This window comes from Curtobacterium phyllosphaerae (genome assembly GCF_049341865.1).
Taxonomy (GTDB): domain Bacteria; phylum Actinomycetota; class Actinomycetes; order Actinomycetales; family Microbacteriaceae; genus Curtobacterium; species Curtobacterium phyllosphaerae.
The window spans coordinates 231,822-252,189 of the sequence record NZ_JBMPIU010000003.1 but is presented as its reverse complement, the minus strand read 5'-3'; the positions used below and the strand labels follow the sequence as shown (position 1 = coordinate 252,189).

The 20,368-nt window shown below is 71.9% G+C and carries 17 protein-coding genes; 4 read left to right on the top strand and 13 right to left on the bottom strand.

What is annotated here, in order from left to right; all coding sequences use genetic code 11:
- Positions 1-7 precede the first annotated feature (7 nt).
- Together dnaJ and hrcA are read right to left on the bottom strand one after the other, a co-directional pair.
- Positions 8-1,120 carry a molecular chaperone DnaJ gene (dnaJ, locus tag ACO0E0_RS06825; protein WP_422870653.1) on the bottom strand — a complete coding sequence of 371 codons (1,113 nt, stop codon included), beginning with the start codon at positions 1,118-1,120 and terminating at the stop codon, positions 8-10.
- Between the two features lie 79 nt (positions 1,121-1,199).
- Entirely contained in the window at positions 1,200-2,225 is a 1,026-nt protein-coding gene (gene hrcA, locus ACO0E0_RS06820) for a heat-inducible transcriptional repressor HrcA (protein ID WP_422870652.1), read from the bottom strand.
- 125 nt (positions 2,226-2,350) lie between these two features.
- Between hrcA and ACO0E0_RS06815 the strand changes: the two genes are divergently transcribed.
- A complete protein-coding gene (locus ACO0E0_RS06815) occupies positions 2,351-2,851 on the top strand; it encodes a DUF4870 domain-containing protein (protein ID WP_422870651.1) in 501 nt (166 codons plus the stop codon).
- Positions 2,852-2,994: 143 nt separating this feature from the next.
- On the opposite strand, the gene hemW is transcribed toward ACO0E0_RS06815, so the two are convergent.
- Complete coding sequence (gene hemW, locus ACO0E0_RS06810) at positions 2,995-4,212, bottom strand: radical SAM family heme chaperone HemW (RefSeq protein WP_422870650.1); 1,218 nt, start codon at positions 4,210-4,212, stop codon at positions 2,995-2,997.
- A 29-nt stretch (positions 4,213-4,241) separates the two neighbouring features.
- Here hemW and ACO0E0_RS06805 point away from each other — a divergent pair, with 29 nt between their 5' ends.
- Complete coding sequence (locus tag ACO0E0_RS06805) at positions 4,242-4,952, top strand: HAD family hydrolase (protein WP_422870649.1); 711 nt, start codon at positions 4,242-4,244, stop codon at positions 4,950-4,952.
- A 16-nt stretch (positions 4,953-4,968) separates the two neighbouring features.
- Here ACO0E0_RS06805 and ACO0E0_RS06800 read toward each other — a convergent pair whose 3' ends face one another.
- The 4 genes from ACO0E0_RS06800 to ACO0E0_RS06785 form a co-directional block, all read right to left on the bottom strand.
- Positions 4,969-5,634, bottom strand: coding sequence for a DUF1990 family protein (locus tag ACO0E0_RS06800; protein ID WP_422870648.1), 666 nt, complete (start codon positions 5,632-5,634; stop codon positions 4,969-4,971).
- A gap of 75 nt (positions 5,635-5,709) precedes the next feature.
- Positions 5,710-6,978: a 3-keto-alpha-glucoside-1,2-lyase-like domain-containing protein gene (locus ACO0E0_RS06795; RefSeq protein WP_422870647.1), complete on the bottom strand. Its 1,269-nt coding sequence runs from the start codon at positions 6,976-6,978 to the stop codon at positions 5,710-5,712.
- Positions 6,975-7,940 (bottom strand): S26 family signal peptidase, encoded by a 966-nt coding sequence (locus ACO0E0_RS06790; protein ID WP_422870646.1) that lies wholly within the window; start codon positions 7,938-7,940, stop codon positions 6,975-6,977. Before ACO0E0_RS06790 ends, ACO0E0_RS06795 begins: the two co-directional genes overlap by 4 nt.
- Positions 7,941-7,955: 15 nt before the next feature.
- Positions 7,956-8,603, bottom strand: a complete 648-nt coding sequence (locus ACO0E0_RS06785) for a hypothetical protein (protein WP_422870645.1) — start codon at positions 8,601-8,603, stop codon at positions 7,956-7,958.
- A 312-nt stretch (positions 8,604-8,915) separates the two neighbouring features.
- On the opposite strand from ACO0E0_RS06785, the gene ACO0E0_RS06780 reads away from it, so the two are divergent.
- On the top strand, positions 8,916-9,413 hold the full coding sequence (locus ACO0E0_RS06780) for a hypothetical protein (protein WP_422870644.1): 498 nt from the start codon (positions 8,916-8,918) through the stop codon (positions 9,411-9,413).
- 7 nt (positions 9,414-9,420) lie between these two features.
- On the opposite strand, the gene lepA is transcribed toward ACO0E0_RS06780, so the two are convergent.
- Complete coding sequence (lepA, locus tag ACO0E0_RS06775) at positions 9,421-11,277, bottom strand: translation elongation factor 4 (protein ID WP_422870643.1); 1,857 nt, start codon at positions 11,275-11,277, stop codon at positions 9,421-9,423.
- Positions 11,278-11,452: 175 nt separating this feature from the next.
- Positions 11,453-12,625 (bottom strand): pyridoxal phosphate-dependent aminotransferase, encoded by a 1,173-nt coding sequence (locus ACO0E0_RS06770; RefSeq protein ID WP_422870642.1) that lies wholly within the window; start codon positions 12,623-12,625, stop codon positions 11,453-11,455.
- A 275-nt stretch (positions 12,626-12,900) separates the two neighbouring features.
- On the opposite strand from ACO0E0_RS06770, the gene rpsT reads away from it, so the two are divergent.
- Complete coding sequence (rpsT, locus tag ACO0E0_RS06765; RefSeq protein ID WP_422870641.1) at positions 12,901-13,161, top strand: 30S ribosomal protein S20; 261 nt, start codon at positions 12,901-12,903, stop codon at positions 13,159-13,161.
- A 166-nt stretch (positions 13,162-13,327) separates the two neighbouring features.
- Here rpsT and holA read toward each other — a convergent pair whose 3' ends face one another.
- The 4 genes from holA to leuS all read right to left on the bottom strand — a co-directional run bounded on the left by holA (position 13,328) and on the right by leuS (position 20,320).
- Positions 13,328-14,350: a DNA polymerase III subunit delta gene (holA, locus tag ACO0E0_RS06760; protein WP_422870640.1), complete on the bottom strand. Its 1,023-nt coding sequence runs from the start codon at positions 14,348-14,350 to the stop codon at positions 13,328-13,330.
- Positions 14,263-16,839, bottom strand: a complete 2,577-nt coding sequence (locus ACO0E0_RS06755) for a ComEC/Rec2 family competence protein (protein WP_422870639.1) — start codon at positions 16,837-16,839, stop codon at positions 14,263-14,265. Before ACO0E0_RS06755 ends, holA begins: the two co-directional genes overlap by 88 nt.
- A complete protein-coding gene (locus tag ACO0E0_RS06750) occupies positions 16,836-17,636 on the bottom strand; it encodes a helix-hairpin-helix domain-containing protein (protein WP_422870638.1) in 801 nt (266 codons plus the stop codon). The genes ACO0E0_RS06755 and ACO0E0_RS06750 overlap by 4 nt, the downstream gene beginning before the upstream one ends.
- A 92-nt stretch (positions 17,637-17,728) precedes the next feature.
- On the bottom strand, positions 17,729-20,320 hold the full coding sequence (gene leuS / locus ACO0E0_RS06745; protein WP_422870637.1) for a leucine--tRNA ligase: 2,592 nt from the start codon (positions 20,318-20,320) through the stop codon (positions 17,729-17,731).
- Positions 20,321-20,368 lie beyond the last annotated feature (48 nt).

Here is a 20,368-nt window from a genome sequence, read left to right as displayed (position 1 = left end):
GGACGCCCTAGAAGGTGAAGAACCGGTCGCGGAGCTTGCCGAACAGCCCCTGCTGGAACCGGGCGAGCTGCGGCTTCGGCGCCCTGCGGGCCTTGGCGAGCGACTCGACGAGTTCGCGCTCCCGGTGCGACAGCTTGGTGGGGGTGACGACCTGCACGCCGATCTTCAGGTCGCCGCGGCCGTTGCCGCGGAGCTTGGTGACGCCGCGGTCCTTGATGGTCAGGACGTCCGCGCTCTGGACCCCGGCCCGGATCTCCAGTTCCACGGCGCCGTCGAGGCCGTCGATCGTGGTGGTCGTGCCGAGGATCGCGTCCGTCATCTGGACCTCGAGCGTCGCGAGGAGGTCGTCGCCGTCGCGGCTGTAGACGTCGTGGTGCCGGACCTTCATCTCGAGGTACAGGTCGCCGGACGGTCCACCCGCCGGACCGACCTCGCCGTTGCCGGGCATCTGCAGCCGCAGACCGCTGTCGACGCCTGCGGGGATGTCGACCTCGATGGTGCGACGCGCCCGGACCCGGCCCTGTCCCTGGCACGTCGGGCAGGGGTTCGGGATGACCGTGCCGTACCCGCGGCATGTGCCACAGGGCGCACTCGTCACGACGTTGCCGAGCAGGGACCGGACGGTGCGCTGGATGTGGCCCGAGCCACCGCAGATGTCGCACGTCTGCGGGGACGTGCCCGGTGCGCAGCACGAGCCGCCGCACGTCTCGCAGAGCACCGCCGTGTCGACCTCGAGCTCCTTCCGCGTGCCGAAGACGACCTCGTCGAGGTCCACCTCGACCCGCAGCAGGGCGTCCTGACCGCGTTCGGCACGCGAGCGGGGCCCGTTGCCGCGACCGCCGCCCGCGCCGCCGCCGAAGAAGGCGTCGAAGATGTCGCCGAACCCGGCCGCGCCGCCCCCGCCGAACGGGCTGTCCTGCGGGCCGAGGTCGTAGCGCCGACGCTGCTCCGAGTCGCTCAGGACGTCGTACGCGTGCGTGACGTCCTTGAACCGCTCGGCGGCTTCCGGGGCTGGGTTCACGTCCGGGTGGAGTTCCCGGGCGAGGCGTCGGTACGCCTTCTTGATGTCGGCGTCGGACGCGTCGCGGGTGACGCCGAGAACGTCGTAGTGGTCTGCCACAGCACCTCAGTCGGTCGGGATGGATCTGGTCAAGGGAGCCGCACTGCGCGGCGTCGTGGTCGCGAGGGCGACCGCGGGGTCAATTCTCGCCGAGGAGCCCGGAGAGGTACCTGGCCACGGCTCGGACCGCAGCCATGTTCGTGCCGTAGTCCATGCGGGTCGGGCCGAGGACGCCGAGTCGTGCGAGCTCGCCGCCGGCCGCGCGGTACCCACCGGCCACGACGCTCGTGACGTCGAGGCCGTCGTACTCGGCGTTCTCCGCGCCGATGCTCGCGGTCACCGCGACGGCGTCGAGCTGCATCTCGCCGAACAGCCGGAGCAGGGTCACCTGTTCCTCGATCGCCTCGAGCACGGGGAACAGGCCGCCGGCGAAGTCGTCCTCGGTCTTGGCGAGGTTCGCCGCCCCGGCCATGACGAGCCGGTCCTGCCGGTTCGCACCGACCTGCTCGACGAGGGCCGCGACGACGAGCCCGCCGAGCGCCTGGAGTTCCGGCCGCACGCGTTCCGGGACCCCGCGGAGCACGGCCGAGACGTCCTGGAGGAGCAGTCCGCCGGTGGCCGCGTTGATGGTCGCCCGGAGCTCGGCGAGGGCGTCGTCCCCGATGTGGAGGTCGGTGTCGAGGATGCGCTGCTCGACCCGCGCGGTGTCGGTGATGAGCACGGTCATGAGCCGCGCGTCGCTCAACCGGACGAGTTCGACGTGGCGGACGCGCGCCCGGACCATCGAGGGGTACTGCACGAGGGCGACCTGGTTCGTCAGCTGGCTGAGCAGCCGGACGGTCCGGGCGAGGGTGTCGTCGAGGTCGGTCGAGGAGCCGAGGAACGTCTCGATCGCGTGGCGTTGGGCGCTCGAGAGCGGTCGGGCCTCCGCCAGGTGGTTCACGAACACCCGGTAGCCCTTGTCGGTCGGCACCCGCCCGGACGAGGTGTGCGGCGCGACGATCAGCTGCTCCTCCTCGAGCAGGGCCATGTCGTTCCGGATCGTGGCCGCGGAGACCCCGAACGCGTGGCGCTCGACGATCGACCTGGACCCCACCGGCTCCCGGGAGTCGACGTAGTCGCGCACGATCGCCTTGAGGACCTCGAGGCTGCGGTCGCTGACCATGCGCGTCCCCCTCCTGGCTCGTCCCGGGCCGTGCCGACCCGGCCGTTCTGGCACTCGTCGATGCCGAGTGCTCATCCTACGCCCGGCTGATGCGGCGTCCGAGTCCCGGCCGATACGCTCTCGGCATGACCGCGACACCGCCGAACGACAACGGACCGCACGGCCAGCCCGACCACGGCCAGCAGGCACCCGGGAACGGCCACCAGAGCGAGGGCCAGGGCTCCGGACAGAGCTGGCAGCAGCAGCCGGGGTACGACCAGGGCTACCAACAGGGCTACGGGTACGCGCCGCCGCCGCCGCTCCGCCCCGAGGACCAGCGACTGTGGTCGACGCTGACGCACCTCAGCGGGATCTTCTTCAACTTCGTCGGGCCGCTCGTCGCCTACCTCGTCCTCCGCGACCGCGGTCCGTTCGTCCGCGAGCACACCCGTGTCGCGCTGAACTTCCACATCACGATGGCGATCGCCTACTTCGTCGGCGGACTGCTCTCGATCATCTTCATCGGGTTCCTGGTGGTCGCCGCGGCCGGCATCGTGTCGCTGGTGTTCAGCATCATGGCGGCCGTCAAGGCGAACGCCGGGGAGTTCTACCGCTACCCGCTGTCGATCGAGTTCTTCAAGCAGTAGCCCCCCTCCGCTGAACACCAGGTCGGCCGCGTCGCGCAGAGGTACATCCCTGCGAGACGCGGCCGACGTTGCGTTCCGCGGAACCACCTCCCGGACTGGAGGGACGGTGCGGGCCGGCACCGCGCCTCCAGGGCGACAGGGCGTCAGTCGAGCAGCTCGCGCACCACGGCGTCCGCGAGCAGGCGGCCGGTGAGCGTCAGGTCGATCCGGCCGGCGAGCGCCGCTCGTCCATCGACGAGCCCGCGGGCGATGAGCCCGCCGATGCGCTCGCGCGCCGGGTCCCGGAGCTCGGACGTCCGGAGCTCGCCGCGCACCCGCGCTGCGAGGAGCACCCGCTCGACGTACCGGGTCTCGGCGTCGAGGGTCTCACGCCCGGCAGCCGGGGAGACGTCGGCGAGGACCCGGTCGGCGTACGCGGCGGGGTGCTTGACGTTCCACCAGCGGGTGCCGGCGACACTCGAGTGCGCCCCGGGACCGACGCCCCACCAGTCGTGGCCCTTCCAGTAGGACAGGTTGTGCCGGCTCGCGTGCTCGTCGCCGCGCGCCCAGTTCGAGACCTCGTACCAGCCGTACCCGGCGGCGCCGAGCCGGGCGTCCGCGGCTTCGTACATGTCCGCCGCGACGTCGTCGTCCGGCGCGGGCAGGATGCCCTTCGCGACGTCACGACCCATCTTCGTGCCGTCCTCGACGATGAGCGCGTACGCCGAGACGTGGTCCGGCTCGCACGCGATCGCCGCGTCGAGCGAGGTCTGCCAGTCGGCGAGCGACTCCCCCGGCGTCGAGTAGATGAGGTCGAGGCTCACGTCGAGACCCTCCTCCCGTGCCGCACGGACGACGAGCGGGACCCGGTCCGGGTCGTGGGTGCGGTCGAGGGTCGCGAGCACGTGCGGGACGGCGGACTGCATGCCGAAGCTGATCCGCGTGAACCCGCCGCGGTGCAGGGTCGCCAGCGCGTCGGCGTCGACGGAGTCCGGGTTCGCCTCGGTCGTGACCTCGGCGTCCGGCAGGATCCCCCAGGTGTCGTCGATCGCCCGGAGGACCGCGACGAGGTCCTCCGCCGGCAGCATCGTCGGGGTGCCGCCGCCGAAGAACACCGTCGACACCGGCCGCGGGGCCACACCGGAGCGTTCGAGGGTCTGCCGGGCGAACGCGAGCTCCCGGAGCGCGTGCCCGGCGTAGTCGTCGCGGCGGACGCCCCGGAGCTCGGACGCCGTGTACGTGTTGAAGTCGCAGTAGCCACAGCGGACCCGGCAGAACGGCACGTGCACGTACACCCCGAACGGCACGGGCGCGAGGCCGTCGACGGGCGTGACCAGCCCGTCGGCCGGGGCGGGGTCGGCGATCGGCAGGGCGCTGGGCATGGACTCCATTGTCCGCCATGATGGTCGCCATGGAGCCCAGCACCAGCCCGTCGGCCCTCGACGCCGGCACGGTCGTCCTGTGGGACATCGACGGCACGCTCGTGTACAACGCGACCTCGCCGGGCAACCTCTACCACCTGGCGCTGGAGCGGACGGTCGGGCACGACCTCGAACAGCTCGTCGGACACCAGCACGGGCGGACCGACGCCGGCATCATCCAGAACCACCTCGAGGCGCACGGGCTCGACCGCGGCCTCCAGGACACGGTCAGCGGGCACCTCCAGGAGCTGTCGGCGGAGCGGAGCCGCGCCGCGGACCACCGCACGGCCGCCGCCGGGGTCGTCGCGCTCATCGGGCGGATGACCGGACGTGGGTGGCACTCGGGCCTCCTCACCGGGAACTCGTCGTTCCGCGCCGAGATCAAGCTCCGGGGCGCCGGACTCGACGTCGGTGCCTTCGACTGGGAGCACTCGTACTTCGGCGAGGAGGACGTCGACCGTACCGACATCACCGCACGCGCCGCAGCCGGGCTGCGCGGCCGGCGTGCCGTCATCGTCGGGGACACGCCGCGCGACGGGTCGGCCGCCGAGGCCGCCGGCATCCCGTTCCTCGCCGTCGCGACGGGGGTCTACGACGTCGCTACGCTCCGGGCCACGTCGGCGGTCGCGGTCGCGCGGGACTGCGTCGTCGACGCGGACCTCGTGCTCGACGCGATCGCGGCGCTGCCGGTGCTCGACTGACGCGGCGGTCGGTCGGTCAGTCGGTCGGCGCCTCGGTGCCGACGAGCGCCTGGAGGTACGCCTCGGCCATCCGACGCTGCTCGCGTTTCAGGAGCGGGGCGGCGAGCGCCCACTTGCGGCTCGCGGGCTGGGAGAACTGCCGGATCTGCAGCCAGACGGAACCGTCGGCGGTGCGCTCGATGACGAAGGACTCCTCGCCCGAGATCGGGTGACCCGCGAGCGTCCCGTAGGCGAAGCCCTTGCGGTCCGGCTCGTCGTACACCGCGACGACACGGACCGGCGCCTCGACCGTCCGCCCGAACGCGTGCATCGTGAGCGTCGCGACGGTGCCGGCGCGGAGGAGGGGCGTCCCGTCCGGGGCGAAGCGCGCCGTCGTCTCGGTGCCGACCGACGCGGCGGAGACGGGCTTGCCGTCGTCGTCGAAGGCGACCGGGGTGTACCCGACCTCGTCCTCCGGCGGGACGCTGTCGACACGCACGCCGATGCCGCTGCGCTCCTGGATCTGCCAGGTGAGCGTCTGGATCCACGCAGTCTCGAAGCGCTGGTCGCCGTGGCCGATCCGTGTGCGGTCCTCGGTCGGGACGAAGCCCGCCGGCGGGAACGTCATCAGGTCGGGGGCCTGGGTCGCGCCGACGGCGCCGTAGCTCAGGTCGGTCGGCCGGTGGGTGCCGCGGGTGCTCATGTCCGCCATCGTACCGATCGTGCGCTGACCGAGGACGCGACCGAGGACGCGACCGGGCAGACGCCGGACAGCGGCTCAGCGCGGTGTGACGGCGATGTTCCGCCAGCTCGCCGGCGCCCCGAGCGTCCGGATGCCGATCGACCCCGAGGACTGCGCGCAACCGCTGCCGTAGTCGTAGGAGTTCTGCACGGCGGGTCCGCCCTTCGCCGGAGACGCCGTCGCCGTCACCTTGCACCCGACGACCTCGACGGTGAGGTGCCACCACTCCCCGACGGTCACGGTCCGACCGAGCGACGTCGGGACGCGTCCGGAGTAGCCGTTGTTCTGCGCTCCGAGCACCAGGCCGGTCTTGCTGATGCCCGCGTAGAAGCCGGTGAGCGCGTCCGTGCCCCGCGCCGGGTTCGTCACCCGGACCACGTAGCCGACGTCCCGGTTGTCCATCGCCCCGTCGAACCGCACGTCGCCGGTCAGGGTCATGTCACCCCACGAGGTGTTCTCGACGTACTTGTCACCGCTGCCGCCGGTGGTGTCGGAGATCGTCTCCGCGGCCTGGTCGAAGGTCCACGTCCCGCCGTACGGGGTCGCGTTCGGGAACGAGCCGCCGCGGATCGCGACGTTGAGCGGCGAAACGCTCGTCGAGGTCGTCCCGCCCGCGGTCGCGGTGATGAACCGCCACGAGCCGGTGGAGTCCTGGTCGCGCACCCCGATCGCCCCGGCGGTCTGGGTGCATCCGGTGTCGGTGTAGGTGAACGCCGTCCACGTGTTCGCGCCCGTGGTCGTCTGGGAGACCGTGAACGTGCACCCCACTGCCTGGACGACGAGGTGGTACCAGGTGTTCAGGCTGATGCCGCTCGTCACGGACGCCGTCTGGAGGGACGTGTACGTGCCGTTCGTCATCATGCCGAGCACGAGGGTGTTGCTCGTGGTGATGCCCACCCAGTACCCGGTCAGGGCGTCCGTCCCGGTGCTCGGGGAGGTGACCCGGGCGAGGAGCCCGGCCTGCGTCCCGGAGTCGATCTTGACGTCGGCCTGCAGGGTGTAGTCGGTCCACGACGTCGACCCGGTGACGGCCTTCTGCCCGCCGGAGCCGCCGCAGGTCTCGGAGTAGATCCCGAACCCGCTCGACACCGAGGTCCGCCAACAGCCGCCGTAGGTCGTCCACCCGGCGTCGCTCCCGGCGAACGCGGAGCGGAACGGCAGTGTCCCGGGGGTGAAGTTGGTGGCCGTCGACAGCGTGTTCGTGCCGTTCGCGACGGTGGCCACGAACGCGCCCTGCGTCGCCGGCAGGGTCAGACCGAGCACCACCAGGACGGCGACGACCACGGCCGCGAGTGTGCGCGTCATGTCGTCGCGCCGTGGTCGGGGACCAGGGACGGTCGCGGGAGCCCCACGACGAGACACCACAGGAGCGGCAGTGCGCTGACGAGGAGGCACACAGCCCATCCGCCGGGCGGGAGGTCGATGCCGATCGTCAGGTGCTGGGTCAGGCCCCCGCCCGGCGGCAACGGGATGCGGCCGACCTCGCCGGACAGCAGGTGCACGGCGGGACCGCCATCGACGGCCACCCGTGCGGGCAGGATGCCCGTCGACACCACGACCGCCACGGGACGGTCGGTGTTCGTCGTGGTCTCGACGAGCGTCCCGGCGACGAACGGTCGGAGGACGGCGCTCGTGATCGCGACCACGAGCGAGACACCGAGGACGCGCGCCGCGGCGCGGTGGTCGGCGCGACGGAACGACGTGGTGCCGGCCCAGACCGCGAGGACCCCGCCGGCGAGGAACGGCAGCGCGCGGAGCGCCCACCCGACCCCGGGGACGATCACGTCCGCCCGTCCGACGAGGTCCGCCTGGTGCAGCGTCCACGGATCGTCGGCGCCGTTGACATCCCCGCGCGTCCGGACGCTCGCCGGGGTCGGGTGCGCGACGACCCGGTGCGTGTGCGTCGCGCCGCCTCCGCTCGGCGGGGTGAAGCTCACGACGTCGCCGACCCGCAGGCGCTCGATCGCGACGGGCCGGGTCACGACGATGCTCCCGACCGGCGCAGCGGTGCCCATCGAGGGTGTCCGGACGTCGAACCACCGCGCGCCGGACGACGCCGCACCCGCCACCGCGGCGAGTGCGAGGGCGACGAGCACCAGGAGGGACGCGCCGACGGGCAGCAGCGAGCGTCGGCCCCGCCTGGTCGTCCGGGACGACGCCCGGACCGACCTGGCCACCGACGTGCTGCGCGGTGCTCGGGTCGCACGCCGACCACCGGTACCGGCACTGCTGGCCGGTCCGGCGATCGCTGCGTGGCTCCCGCTCATCGAGGACGCGTCGTCTCAGCTGGAGAACGTCCAGGTGAGCGGCATCGACGCGGTGAGGCCCTGGTAGCTGTTCCCCGCACTCGAGTCGAGCGTCACCGTCAGCACGAGCGGCACCGTCGAGTTGGCGGCCGCCCCGCCCGGGATCGTGACCGTCGACGAGGCCAGGGCTCCGAGGGTGGTGAGGCCGCTCACCGCGGTGCCGTTCGCGGTGAGGCTGACGTTCAGCTTGCTGCAGAGGTCCGTCGCGCCGCCGTTCGCGCTGCTCACGGTGCCCTGCGTGCAGGTGCCGCCGAGCAGCGTGAACGTGCTCGCCCTCGCCGAGCCGCTGTTCTTGAAGGACAGGTTCGTGGTGATCGCCTGGTTCGGCACCACGCCGGTCGTCCCGCCGAACTTGTTGATGGACGAGCAGGTGTACGAGTTCGACGCGACCGACGCGCTCGACCCGTCGTTGCTGTTGCACGTCGTCGACCCCGACGTCTCCTGCATCGTGATGGTCCCGGTCGAGAGCGTGTTCGTGTCGTTCTTGATGCTCGCGGTGAACGCGGACATGGTCCCGGTGAGCGACATCGAGAGGGCGACGGCCGCAGCGAGTCCGGTCGCGATGGCGATCGGGGCGAACCGGAGGCGCCCGCCGCGGAGCGGTGGGACGGCGTGCTTCGACATGGGAACTGCACCTCAGCTGACATCGGGGTCGGGTTGCGGGCCGCGGACGCGGACGGGAGCGCAGCGGTCCCCCGAGGTCGACCACTGCGCGGTCACGGGCCGGATGCCGACCCGATGCCGAGAATGTGCACAGGTGTACCCCGTCGAGTCCCCCACTCCGCGGGTACACCGCTCGGTCGGCCCGCGTCCGAGGGTCGCCACGGAGTCCGGATCCCGCACGGCACCGCGTGTCACCCCGTGAACTGGGGTGCCCGAGGAGCCGCCCAGTAGTGGGGCACGCGCCGCTCCGCACCGCCACGTAGCGTCGACGGCATGACCACGGACGGTGCTGCAGTTCCGCCGCGGCGCCGCACCCTCGACCTCGTGCTCGTCGGCGGCACCGCGGCGATGATGCTGCTCGCCGTCGTGCTGCGGTGCATCGCCGCGATCGAGCGAGGCTCGTTCTTCGGGCACCGCATCACGGACCCCGGTGCGCGGCACGCCGCCGTCCGACCCGACATCGACGAGGTGACTCTCGCGAACTGGGCCTCGGGCGCGGCCGGCGTCGGGGTGCTGCTCCTCGCGACGACCCTCGTCGTCCTCGCGCTGCGCCCCTCCGGAGGTCGGTTCGCGATGGTCGTCGGCTGCACGGCGGTGGCACTCAGCCTCGGGGCCGTCGCAGCCGCCGTGATGTCGTCGCACGCGGTCGATCCGGGAACGGCGTTCCGACTCGACACGTGGCGGACCGGACTCGCGGCGATCGCCGGGGCGTGCCTCCCCGCCGTGTTCGCGGCCGCGGTGCGGGTGTCCGACGGCGTGGAGCGTCGCTGACCGCGCGCTACTTCTTCTTGGCGTCCTTGTTCTCGGTGTCCCCGGAGAGCGCGGCGATGAAGGCCTCTTGCGGGACCTCGACCCGGCCGATGGTCTTCATCCGCTTCTTGCCCTCCTTCTGCTTCTCGAGGAGCTTGCGCTTCCGGGTGATGTCGCCGCCGTAGCACTTCGCGAGGACGTCCTTGCGCATCGCACGGATCGACTCGCGGGCGATGATCCGCGCGCCGATCGCAGCCTGGATCGGGACCTCGAACTGCTGCCGCGGGATGAGCTCGCGGAGGCGCCCGGTCATCAGCACGCCGTAGGCGTAGGCCTTGTCGCGGTGCACGATCGCGCTGAACGCGTCGACCTGGTCGCCCTGCAGCAGGATGTCGACCTTGACGAGGTCGGCCTCCTGGTCGCCCATCGGCTCGTAGTCGAGGGAGGCGTACCCCTGCGTCTTGCTCTTCAGCTGGTCGAAGAAGTCGAACACGATCTCGCCGAGGGGCATCGAGTAGCGGAGCTCGACGCGGTCCTCGCCGAGGTACTCCATGCCGAGCAGCGAGCCGCGACGCTGCTGGCAGAGCTCCATGATCGACCCGACGTAGTCCTTCGGGGCGAGGATCGCCGCGCGTACCACCGGCTCCTTGACGCTCGCGATCTTGCCACCCGGGAACTCGGACGGGTTCGTGACCTCGACGGACTTCCGGTCCTCGGTCGTGACCTCGTAGATGACGCTCGGCGCGGTGGTGATGAGGTCGAGCCCGAACTCGCGGGAGAGTCGCTCGGTGATGATCTCGAGGTGCAGGAGCCCGAGGAACCCGCAGCGGAACCCGAACCCGAGCGCCACCGAGGTCTCCGGTTCGTAGACCAGCGCGGCGTCGGACAGCTTCAGCTTGTCGAGGGCTTCGCGGAGGTCCGGGTAGTCGCTGCCGTCGATCGGGTAGAGGCCGGAGAACACCATCGGCTTCGGGTCGGTGTACCCCGCGAGCGCCTGCGTCGCGGGCTTCTGCGCGCTCGTGACGGTGTCGCCGACCTTGGACTGCCGGACGTCCTTGACGCCGGTGATCAGGTACCCGACCTCGCCCACCGCGAGCCCCTTCGACGGGGTCGGCTCGGGGCTCGACACCCCGATCTCGAGGATCTCGTGCGTCGACTTGGTCGACATCATCTGGACCTTCTCGCGCGGCGAGATGCGGCCGTCGACCATCCGGATGTAGGTGACGACCCCGCGGTAGCTGTCGTACACGGAGTCGAAGATCATCGCCCGGGGCGAGGCGTCCATGTCACCGGTCGGCGCCGGGATGGTGCGGACCACACGGTCGAGCAGCTCCGGCACACCGACACCCGTCTTGCCGCTCACCCGCAGGACGTCGTCCGGGGACCCACCGATCAGCTGCGCGAGTTCGGCGGCGTACTTGTCCGGCTCCGCCGCGGGCAGGTCGATCTTGTTGAGCACCGGGATGATCTCGAGGTCGTTCTCGAGCGCCAGGTAGAGGTTCGCGAGGGTCTGGGCCTCGATCCCCTGGGCCGCGTCGACGAGCAGCACCGCACCTTCGCACGCCGCCAGCGACCGGGAGACCTCGTACGAGAAGTCGACGTGCCCCGGCGTGTCGATCATGTTCAGCGCGAACGTCTCGCCGTCGAGCTCCCACGGCATCCGGACGGCTTGCGACTTGATGGTGATGCCCCGCTCGCGCTCGATGTCCATCCGGTCGAGGTACTGGGCGCGCATGGCACGCTCCTCGACCACGCCCGTCATCTGCAGCATGCGGTCGGCCAGGGTCGACTTGCCGTGGTCGATGTGCGCGATGATGCAGAAGTTGCGGATCGCGGCGGCGTCGGTCGACGCCGGCTCGAGCGGCTTGGATGCGAGTGGGCTCACGGTTCCTCGTTGCAGGTCATGTGACCGGGCAGGTCGTGCGTCCTGGTCGGACACCTGTCGATTCTCCCATGCCCGCGCGACCGCGCTCGCAGCGCGGGCATGCCGGGAGACCGAGGCCGTCGCTCCCGTGGGTGTGCAGGGATCGGTCCCCGGACGGGAGGCCGGGGCCGGTCCGTCAGACCGCGGCACGTCCCGAGGGCGTCGCCGACCCCGGCGCCGGCAGCGCACCGAGACCGTGCCGGATGTCCTCCGGGTCCGCGGCCAGGCAGATCCGGATCCATCCCTCGCCCGTCCTGCCGAAGGCGCTGCCCGGCGCGACCGCGACCCTGGACTCCGTCAGGAACCGCATCGACCACGACGCGACGTCGCCCTCGCTCGCGTGCGAGACGTCGATCCACAGGTAGAAGGCGCCCCGGGGGTCGTTGTACCGGATGCCCGCCGCGTCGAGGACCTCGCGTGCGATGTCGAGGTTCGACCGGTAGTGCTCCCGGGCGTCGCGCACCGCCGAGTGGTCGCCGACGATCGCCGCGAGGGCCGCGAACTGGTCGGGTTCCGCCACGCAGCTGATCATCGCCTCCTGCACGGTGCGCATCGTCGCGCCCAGGCCCTTCGGCGTGACGAGGTAGCCGACCCGGACCCCGGTCATCGCGTACGTCTTGCTCAGCGAGAACGCGGAGAACACCCGGTCGTCCTCGTCGAGCGCCGCGAGGCTCGTGTGCCGGACGCCGTAGGTGAAGTACTCGTAGACCTCGTCGCTGATCACCCACAGGTCGTGCCGCTTCGCGAACGCGAGGACCCGCCGGAGGGTCTCGTCGCCGAACACCGAGCCGAGCGGGTTCGACGGGGAGTTGACGACGATGGCACGGGTCCGCTCGGTGACACTGGCCTCGAGGGCGTCGAGGTCGGGCTCGAACCCGAGGGCCGGGCTGAGCTGGTACGGCACCGGCACGGCGCCGAGGATGTGCGCGTTCATCGTGAACGTGGTGTACCCGGGGTCCGGCACGAGGAGCTCGTCGCCCGGCGTGAGCACGAGCGTCATCGCCTGGAACAGGGCCTGCGTCGCGCCGATCGTCACCCAGATCTGCTCGAGGTCGACCTCGATCCGGTTCTCCCGGGCGAGCTTGTCCCTGATGGCCGCGCGGAGGGGTGCGATGCCGCCGTTCGGCGTGTAGTCGGTCCGGTCCGCCGTCCAGGCACGACGGGCGGCCTCGCCGATGTGCGGAGCGACCGGGACGTCCGGCTCGCCGACCACGAGCATCGTGACGTCGTCGAGCAGGGCGGCCTGTTCGAAGACCCGTCGGATCCCGGACGCAGGGACGGTCTCGATCCTGGGCGCGAGGGACGGCATGTCGCAACGGTATCGCCCGGGTGCGCCCTGGTCTCGTCGATGCGGTCCGCGCGGGTCGTGTCGGTGCGGACACCGGGTGCGGCGCGGGCTCCGGCGACGCACCGGAGTCGCTGCGTTGAGTGCGTCGCCCGATCCTGGTAACGTTGCTGGCTGGCTTGCGTGTTCCATCTCCCACAAGGTGGAGCGCGATCCGCGATCGGATCCTCTCATCCACTGTGATCGCGTTCAACGACCCGGGACACCCTGTGTCCGCTACTCGAAGTGAGGAACACCGCATGGCGAACATCAAGTCGCAGATGAAGCGCATCAAGACCAACCTCAAGGCCCAGGAGCGCAACAAGGCCTACAAGTCCGAGCTCAAGACCTGGATCCGCTCGGCCAACACGGCGATCGCCGCCGGCGACAAGGACAAGGCGCTCGCTGCCGTGGCCACCGCGTCGAAGAAGCTCGACAAGGCCGTGAGCAAGGGCGTCATCCACCGCAACCAGGCAGCGAACCGCAAGTCGGCCATCGCCAAGAAGGTCGCTTCGCTCTGAGCATCGGCCCAGAGCCTTGCGCTCGAAGCCTTGCGCTCGGAGCCGCCGACGCCCCCGGTACTTCGGTACCGGGGGCGTTCTGCATCATCAGGGGTGCCCGTCGGAGCGCCGTGCGCGTCGGAGCGCCGTGCGCGTCCGGAACGCCACGCCGGTCCTCGTCCGGCGTTCAGCCCCGCGACTCACCGCGCCGGGCGATCACCCGCACCATGACCTCGAGGGCGTAGTGGGCGTCGCGCGAACCGCCCTTGACCGCGGCATCCGCCGCCGCGATGCTCAGGATCGCGTTCGCGAGCCCGGACTCGCTCCACCCCTGGACGTCCCGCTGCGCACGCTGCACCTGCCAGGGGGCCATGCCGAGTGCCGACGCAGCCTGCCCCTGCGAGCCGCGGAACGAACTCACCTTCGCCATCGTCCGGATCTTGCTCGCGAAGGCGGCGACGATGGGGACGGGGGCCTCGCCGGTCGCGAGGGCGTGCCGCAGCTGCACGATCGCCGGGCCGGACCGGCCGGCGAGCGCGATGTCGGCGACCTTGAACGCGTTCGTCTCCACGCGGCCGCCGTAGTAGCGGTCCACGGTCCGGTCGGTGATGTCCTGGTCGTCGTCCGCGAGGAGCTGTCGACACGCAGCCGCCAACTCGGCCAGGTCGTCGGTGAAGGCGGACACGAGCGTCCGGACGGCCGACGGGGCGATCCGACGCCTCGCCGCCCGGAACTCGGCCTGGACGAACTCGATGCGGTCGGTGTCCTTCTTGAGCTCGTCGCAGAGGACCTCGATCCCGCCGCCGACACCGCTCCGGATCGCGTCGAGCAGCTTCTTGCCCCGGACACCACCGCCGTGCCGGAGCACGAGCGTGACGTCGTCGGCCGGCGCCGAGAGGTACGACAGCGTCTCGGTGATGAACGCGTCCGTGCACTTCTCGACGTTCGTCACCCGGAGCAGCCGTGGTTCACCGAAGAGCGACGGGCTGGCGAGGGTGGCGAGCATGCCCGGGGCGTACTGGTCGGCCTCGATGTCGTGGACCTCGAGCGCCGGGTCCTCGCCGACGAGCAGGTCGCGGAGCGTCCCGGTCGCGCGCTCGGCCAGGAACGTCTCCGGGCCGGTCACGAGCACCACCGGCGCCGGCCGGATCCCGGACCACGGCACCTGGTCGATCTTGGCCGCCGCGCGGGTCGCTCTCTTGACCGCCATCTGTTCCTCTCCGTGCCGGCACCGGACATCGTGCGTCGAGCGCGCCGTCGTCCCACTCCGGGAACGAGTGTACGGGCGTGCGCCGACGCACCGGGGCCACCGCCGCGCTCCTGCCACACGAGGACGTCGTCCGGTCCGGCGACGAGCACGGTCGTCCCGCCGAGGTCGGTCCGCACCGCGGTGGTCCCCGCGGCCGCGAGCATCTCCAGGGCGGACGCCGTGGGGTGCCCGTAGTTGTTGTCCGCGCCGACGCTCACGATCCCGACGCGGGCCTGGACGAGCCGGTAGAGCGCGGGGTCCTGGTCTGCGGAGCCGTGGTGCGCCACCTTGACGACGTCCACCGGGCCGAGGTCCGCTGCGGCCACCGACCGGACGAGGAGTGCCTGCGACCGTTCCCCCAGGTCGCCGAGGAACAGACCCGACAGACACCCGGCGCACCGCGGACCCGGGCCGGGCCGCACGGCGAGCACGAGGCTGGCGTCGTTCCCGCCGGTCCGGGTCCCCGGTGGAGGCCAGAGGATGCGCCACGCGAGTCGTCCCAGGGTGCCGGAGGTCCCCGCGGACGCACGCTGGACGTCCGCGCCGGCGCGCTGCAGGGTCGAGACGATCCGGTCGTCCTCCGAGCGGCCTTCCGGACCGACGAGGGCGACGTCGACCAGGTGCGCGACCGCGCCCACCGCCCCGACGTGGTCCCGGTCGAAGTGCGAGGCGACCAGGACGTCGATCCGGTCGATCCCGAGGAGGTCGAGACAGGAGCGCAGCCGGTCTTCGTCGTCACCGGTGTCGACGAGCAGCACGGCGTCCGCGTCGCGCACGAACACGGCGTCGCCCTGCCCGACGTCGCACGCAGCCACGCCCCAGGCCGCCGGGAGACTCGCCCGCAGGACGGCGGCCGGCACGACGACGACCCCGACCCCGACCACCGCGACGACGGTCACGCCCGCGACGACCACCGCGCGCACCGGCCGACGCCGGAGCAGCGCCGCGACGACGATCCCGCCGCAGAGCAGTGTCGCGTCGACCGCCCCCGCCACGCCGTCCGGCCACGGGACGTTCGCGAACGGCAGCGACGCGAACCAGCCGGCGATGCCGGCGATGGCCGTCGCCGGCACCCACGCGACCGCGGCGAGTACGGACGCACCACCCGGCCAGGACGGGGCGAGGAGGCACGCACCGAGCCCGATGACCGTCCCGACGGGTGCGAGCGGCTCGGACACCAGGTTCGCCGGGACGGCGTAGGTCGGGATCACCGGCGCCAGGAGCACCGTGACCGGCCAACAGGCGGTCTGCGCGGCGATCGGCACCGCGACGAGCGCCGCCACGGGTGTCCACAGGCGGCGCGCGAGCAGGGCGGTCAGTGGCGGTGCGACGACCACGATCCCGGCCGTCGCGAGCACCGACAGCACGAACGCGAACGAGCGGGCGTACCACGGGTCCCACACGAGCATGACGAGCACGGCGACGGCGATCAGCGGCGCTCCGCGGACCGGACGCCCGACGACGTCGACGACCAGCACGATCGTCGCCATCACCGCCGCACGGACGATGCTCGGATCAGGTCCGACGAGCAGGACGAACCCGACGAGCACGCTGATCGCACCGACCGCGCGGACCGACCGGGGTGCCCGCACCCCGCGTCCGGCCAGGACGACGAGGCCCACCAGCACGGCGCAGTTCGACCCCGACACCGCCGTGAGGTGGGTGAGCGCCGTCGTCTCCATCGCGCCCGACGTCTGTTCGTCGAGGTCCGAGCGGTCGCCGATCGCGAGGCCGCGGAGGAGTCCTGCACCGGGCTCCGGCAGCGACCTGGTCACGGCGGCGAACGCGGTCCGCGCCCGGTGGGTCGCCACCCCGAGCGGACCCGGCGGGTCGACCCGGCCCGGGTGCCCCCGCACGAAGAGCACGAACGCCGCCGTGCCATCGGCAGGTTCGGCCTGGAGTCGCCCGTCGACGTGCGCGGTGGAACCGGCCGCGAGCCGGAGACCCGTCGCCACCACCCGGATCGGCACGTGCACGCCGTCGGTCGTCGCGCCGCCACCGGACAGTGCCGTGAGCTCGGCCGGGAACGAGCGGTCGCTCGGGGCGACGTCGTGGGCGACCCGCACCGTCGCCCCGATCCGGGGCCGGGAGGCCGCGCGGTCGAGCTCCGCCGGCGCACGGGTGCCGGCGCCGACCCCGACCGCGAGCGCGACGAGGGCGACGAGGGCCACCGCGAGCAGCGCCACGCTGCAGCCGGCCGCCAGCGACGACCGGGCGACCAGGAGCACCACGGTCCCGATGAGGGTGACGACACCGGCGGTGAGCGCCGTCCACCACGCCACCGTCCCCGGGACACCGACGAGCACGGCCGCGGTGACCCACATGCAGCCGACGGGGACGACGAGCCGCAGGTCGGTGCCGCGGCCCGGACGGACCCCCGCCACCGCGGCGATCACCGCCGACGCGATGCCCGCCGCGTCCGCGTCCGGCCCGGACCGCGCCCGTCTCACACACGCACCAGCGGCTCGAGCTCGCTGAACCGGACGTCGCCGATCCCGGCGACGTCACGCAGGTCCTCGACGCTCGAGAACCGTCCGTGCTCCGTCCGCCAGGCGAGGATGCGCCCCGCGAGCGACGGACCGATCCCGGGGAGCGTCTCGAGCGCAGCCTGGTCGGCACTGTTCAGGTCGACGACGTCGCCCGGAACGCCCGCAGCGTCCGCTCCCCCACGACCGGCCGGGGCACCGCCGCCGGCGCCGAGCACCTGCGGGACCTGGTCCTCACCCACGCGCGGCACGTAGACCTGCTCCCCGTCGACGAGGACGCGAGCGAGGTTGACCCGCGCCGTGTCGGCACCGTCGACGACCCCGCCGGCGGCGTCGACGGCGTCCTGCACGCGCGCACCGGCACCCAGTGCGCGGACGCCGGGCTGCGCGACCGCACCAGCGACGTGGACGACGACCGCAGCCGGCGTGCCGGACCCGGCTGCGCCTCCGGTCCGGGCTCCGGCACCACCGGACGCACCGGCGTCTCCGGGCGCGCCGGCCCCAGCGGACGACCCTGCCCCGTCGGCCGCATGGGCCCCGCCGCGGTCACCGGACGACGGCACCGCGCTGCCGACCGGCGTCGCGCCACCCACCGTGACCGCGCCGGACCCACCGGCCGACGACACCGCCGGCGCGCGGGCTCCGAGCAGCACCACGACGAGCGCGACGAGCGCGATCACCGCCGCCGCGATGACGAGTGCGCGCGGTGTCAGCGCGAACCGCGCCCCCGGTGGTCGGTCGTGCTCCGGTTCCTCGTCCATGCGAGCACGGTACGGGGGCTCCGCACGCCGCGGGCCCCGCACCCTCGACGCTGTGGACGGCGAGGGTGCGGGGCCCGGGTGGGGAGGGGTCGCTACCCCTTGATCGCGATGTTGACGAGCTTCGGGGCGCGGACGATGACCTTGACGATCTCGCGCTCCCCGATGAACCGCTGCACCGACCTCGACGCGCGTGCGAGTTCCTCGAGCGCATCCGACTCGATCGACGGGGGGACCTCGAACGAGTCGCGGACCTTGCCGTTCACCTGCACGACCGCGGTGACCGACTCCTGCACGAGCAGTGTCGGATCGGCCTTGCGCCACCCGTGGGTCGCCACCGATGCGGGGTACCCGAGACGCTCCCACATCTCCTCGCCGGTGTACGGCGCGAACACGCTCAGCCCGAGCGCGATGGTCTCGGCGGCCTCGCGCACGGCGGGGTCGGCGGGGCCGGCCCCGGTGTCGATGGCCTTCCGGGTCACGTTGACGAGGTCCATCAGCCGGGCGATGACGACGTTGAACTTGAACGCCTCCATGAGCCCCGGGGCGTCGGCGAGGAACCGGTGCGTCACCTGCCGGAGCGCACGGTCGCCCTCGGCCCAGACGGCGTCCGGCGCCGAGGTGACGTCGACGGACAGCCGGTACGCCCGCGCGAGGAACCGCGCCGACGCCGCCGGGGAGACGTCCTCCCAGTTGATGTCGTCCTCGGGCGGCCCGGCGAACCCCATCACCATGCGGATCGCGTCGACACCGTGCGCGTCGAGCTCGTCGCCGAGGCTCACCCCACCCTTGCTCTTGGACATCTTCGAGCCGCCGGAGAGCACCATGCCCTGGTTGAGCAGCGCGTTGAACGGCTCGGTGAAGTCGACGTACCCGAGGTCGAAGAGGACCTTGGTGACGAACCGTGCGTAGAGCAGGTGCAGGATCGCGTGCTCGACACCGCCGACGTACTGGTCGACGGGCGCCCACTTGCGCGCTTCGGCCGGGTCGAACGCCTGCGTGTCGTCGTTCGGGCTGAGGAACCGTAGCGAGTACCAGGACGAGTCGACGAACGTGTCCATCGTGTCGGTGTCGCGCGTGGCTGGCGAGCCGTCCACCGGGTTCGGGACGTTCACCCAGTCGGTCGCACCACCGAGCGGGCTGGTCCCGCGGGGCTTCAGGTCGAGACCCTCGGTGGACGGCAGCCGGACGGGCAGCTGGTCCTCGGGCACCGGGTACTCGGTGCCGTCCGCGCCGTGGATGATCGGGATCGGGGTGCCCCAGAACCGCTGGCGGGAGATGAGCCAGTCGCGGAGGCGGTACGTCTTCGCGGCGCGGCCGGTGCCGGCTGCCGTCAGCTCGGCGATCGCGGCGGTGATCGCATGCTGCTTGCTCATCCCGTCGAGCGACCCGGAGTTGATCATCCGACCGGTGCCGGTGAGCGCGAGCCCCGTGGTGGCGGGGTCGAGGGGCGGCAGGTCGAAGTCCTCGATGCTCGCACCCGGCGGGATGACGGGGATCGCACCCGTCACCGCGGCGTTCGTGTCCACGACGACGGTGATCGGCAGCCCGAACTCGCGCGCGAAGTCGAGGTCGCGCTGGTCGTGCGCGGGAACGGCCATCACGGCGCCGTGTCCGTAGTCGGCGAGCACGTAGTCGGCCGCCCAGATGGGCAGTCGCTCTCCGGTCAGCGGATGGATCGCGACGCGGCCGAGCGGCACGCCCGTCTTCGGCCGGTCCGCGTTCTGCCGGTCGATCTCGCTCGTCGCCTGCGTCTCGGTGAGGTACTGCGCGAAGGCGGACCGCGTCTCGTCGTCGACGAGCTCGGAGTCGACGAGGGACGCGGCCAGGTCCGAGTCCGGCGCGACGACGAGGAACGTGACGCCGTGGATCGTGTCCGGACGGGTGGTGAACACCGTCACGGGCTCGTCGTGGCCCTCGATCACGAAGTCGACGTCGGCACCGACCGACCGGCCGATCCAATTGCGCTGCATCGCGATGACCTTGTCGGGCCAGGACCCTTCGAGCTGGTTGAGGTCGTCGAGCAGCCGGTCCGCGTACTCGGTGATGCCGAAGTACCACTGCGTCAGCTTCTTCTTGACGACGACCGCCCCGGAGCGGTCGGAGGTGCCGTCCGGCAGGACCTGCTCGTTCGCGAGCACCGTCTGGTCCACCGGGTCCCAGTTCACCCAGCTGTCCTTGCGGTAGGCCAGACCCTTCTCGTACATCTTGAGGAACAGCCACTGGTTCCATTTGTAGTACTCCGGATCCGAGGTGTGGATCTCCCGCGTCCAGTCGAAGGACGGCGCGTACCGCTTGAACGAGGCCTTCTGCTGGGCGATGTTCGCGTAGGTCCACTCGGCCGGGTCGACGCCCCGCTTGATCGCGGCGTTCTCCGCGGGCAGGCCGAAGGAGTCCCAGCCGATCGGGTGCAGCACGTTGAACCCCTGCTGCCGCCAGTAGCGCGCGACGAAGTCCCCGAGTGCCCAGTTCTCCGCGTGGCCCATGTGCAGGTCGCCGGACGGGTACGGGAACATCTCGAGGATGTACTTCCGCGGTCGGTTGTCCGCCGGGTCGACCGTGAACAGCCCGAGTTCGTCCCAGACACCCTGCCACTTGTCCTGGATGCGTCGGAAGTCGTACGCGTGCTCGTCCTCGAACGGTGGCTCGGCGTGCTGCTCGGTGGTCACGGAACTCTCAATCGTCATCGGCGGCCCTGGCAGAGCACCGGGTCCGGTCATCAAGGATATGCGCAA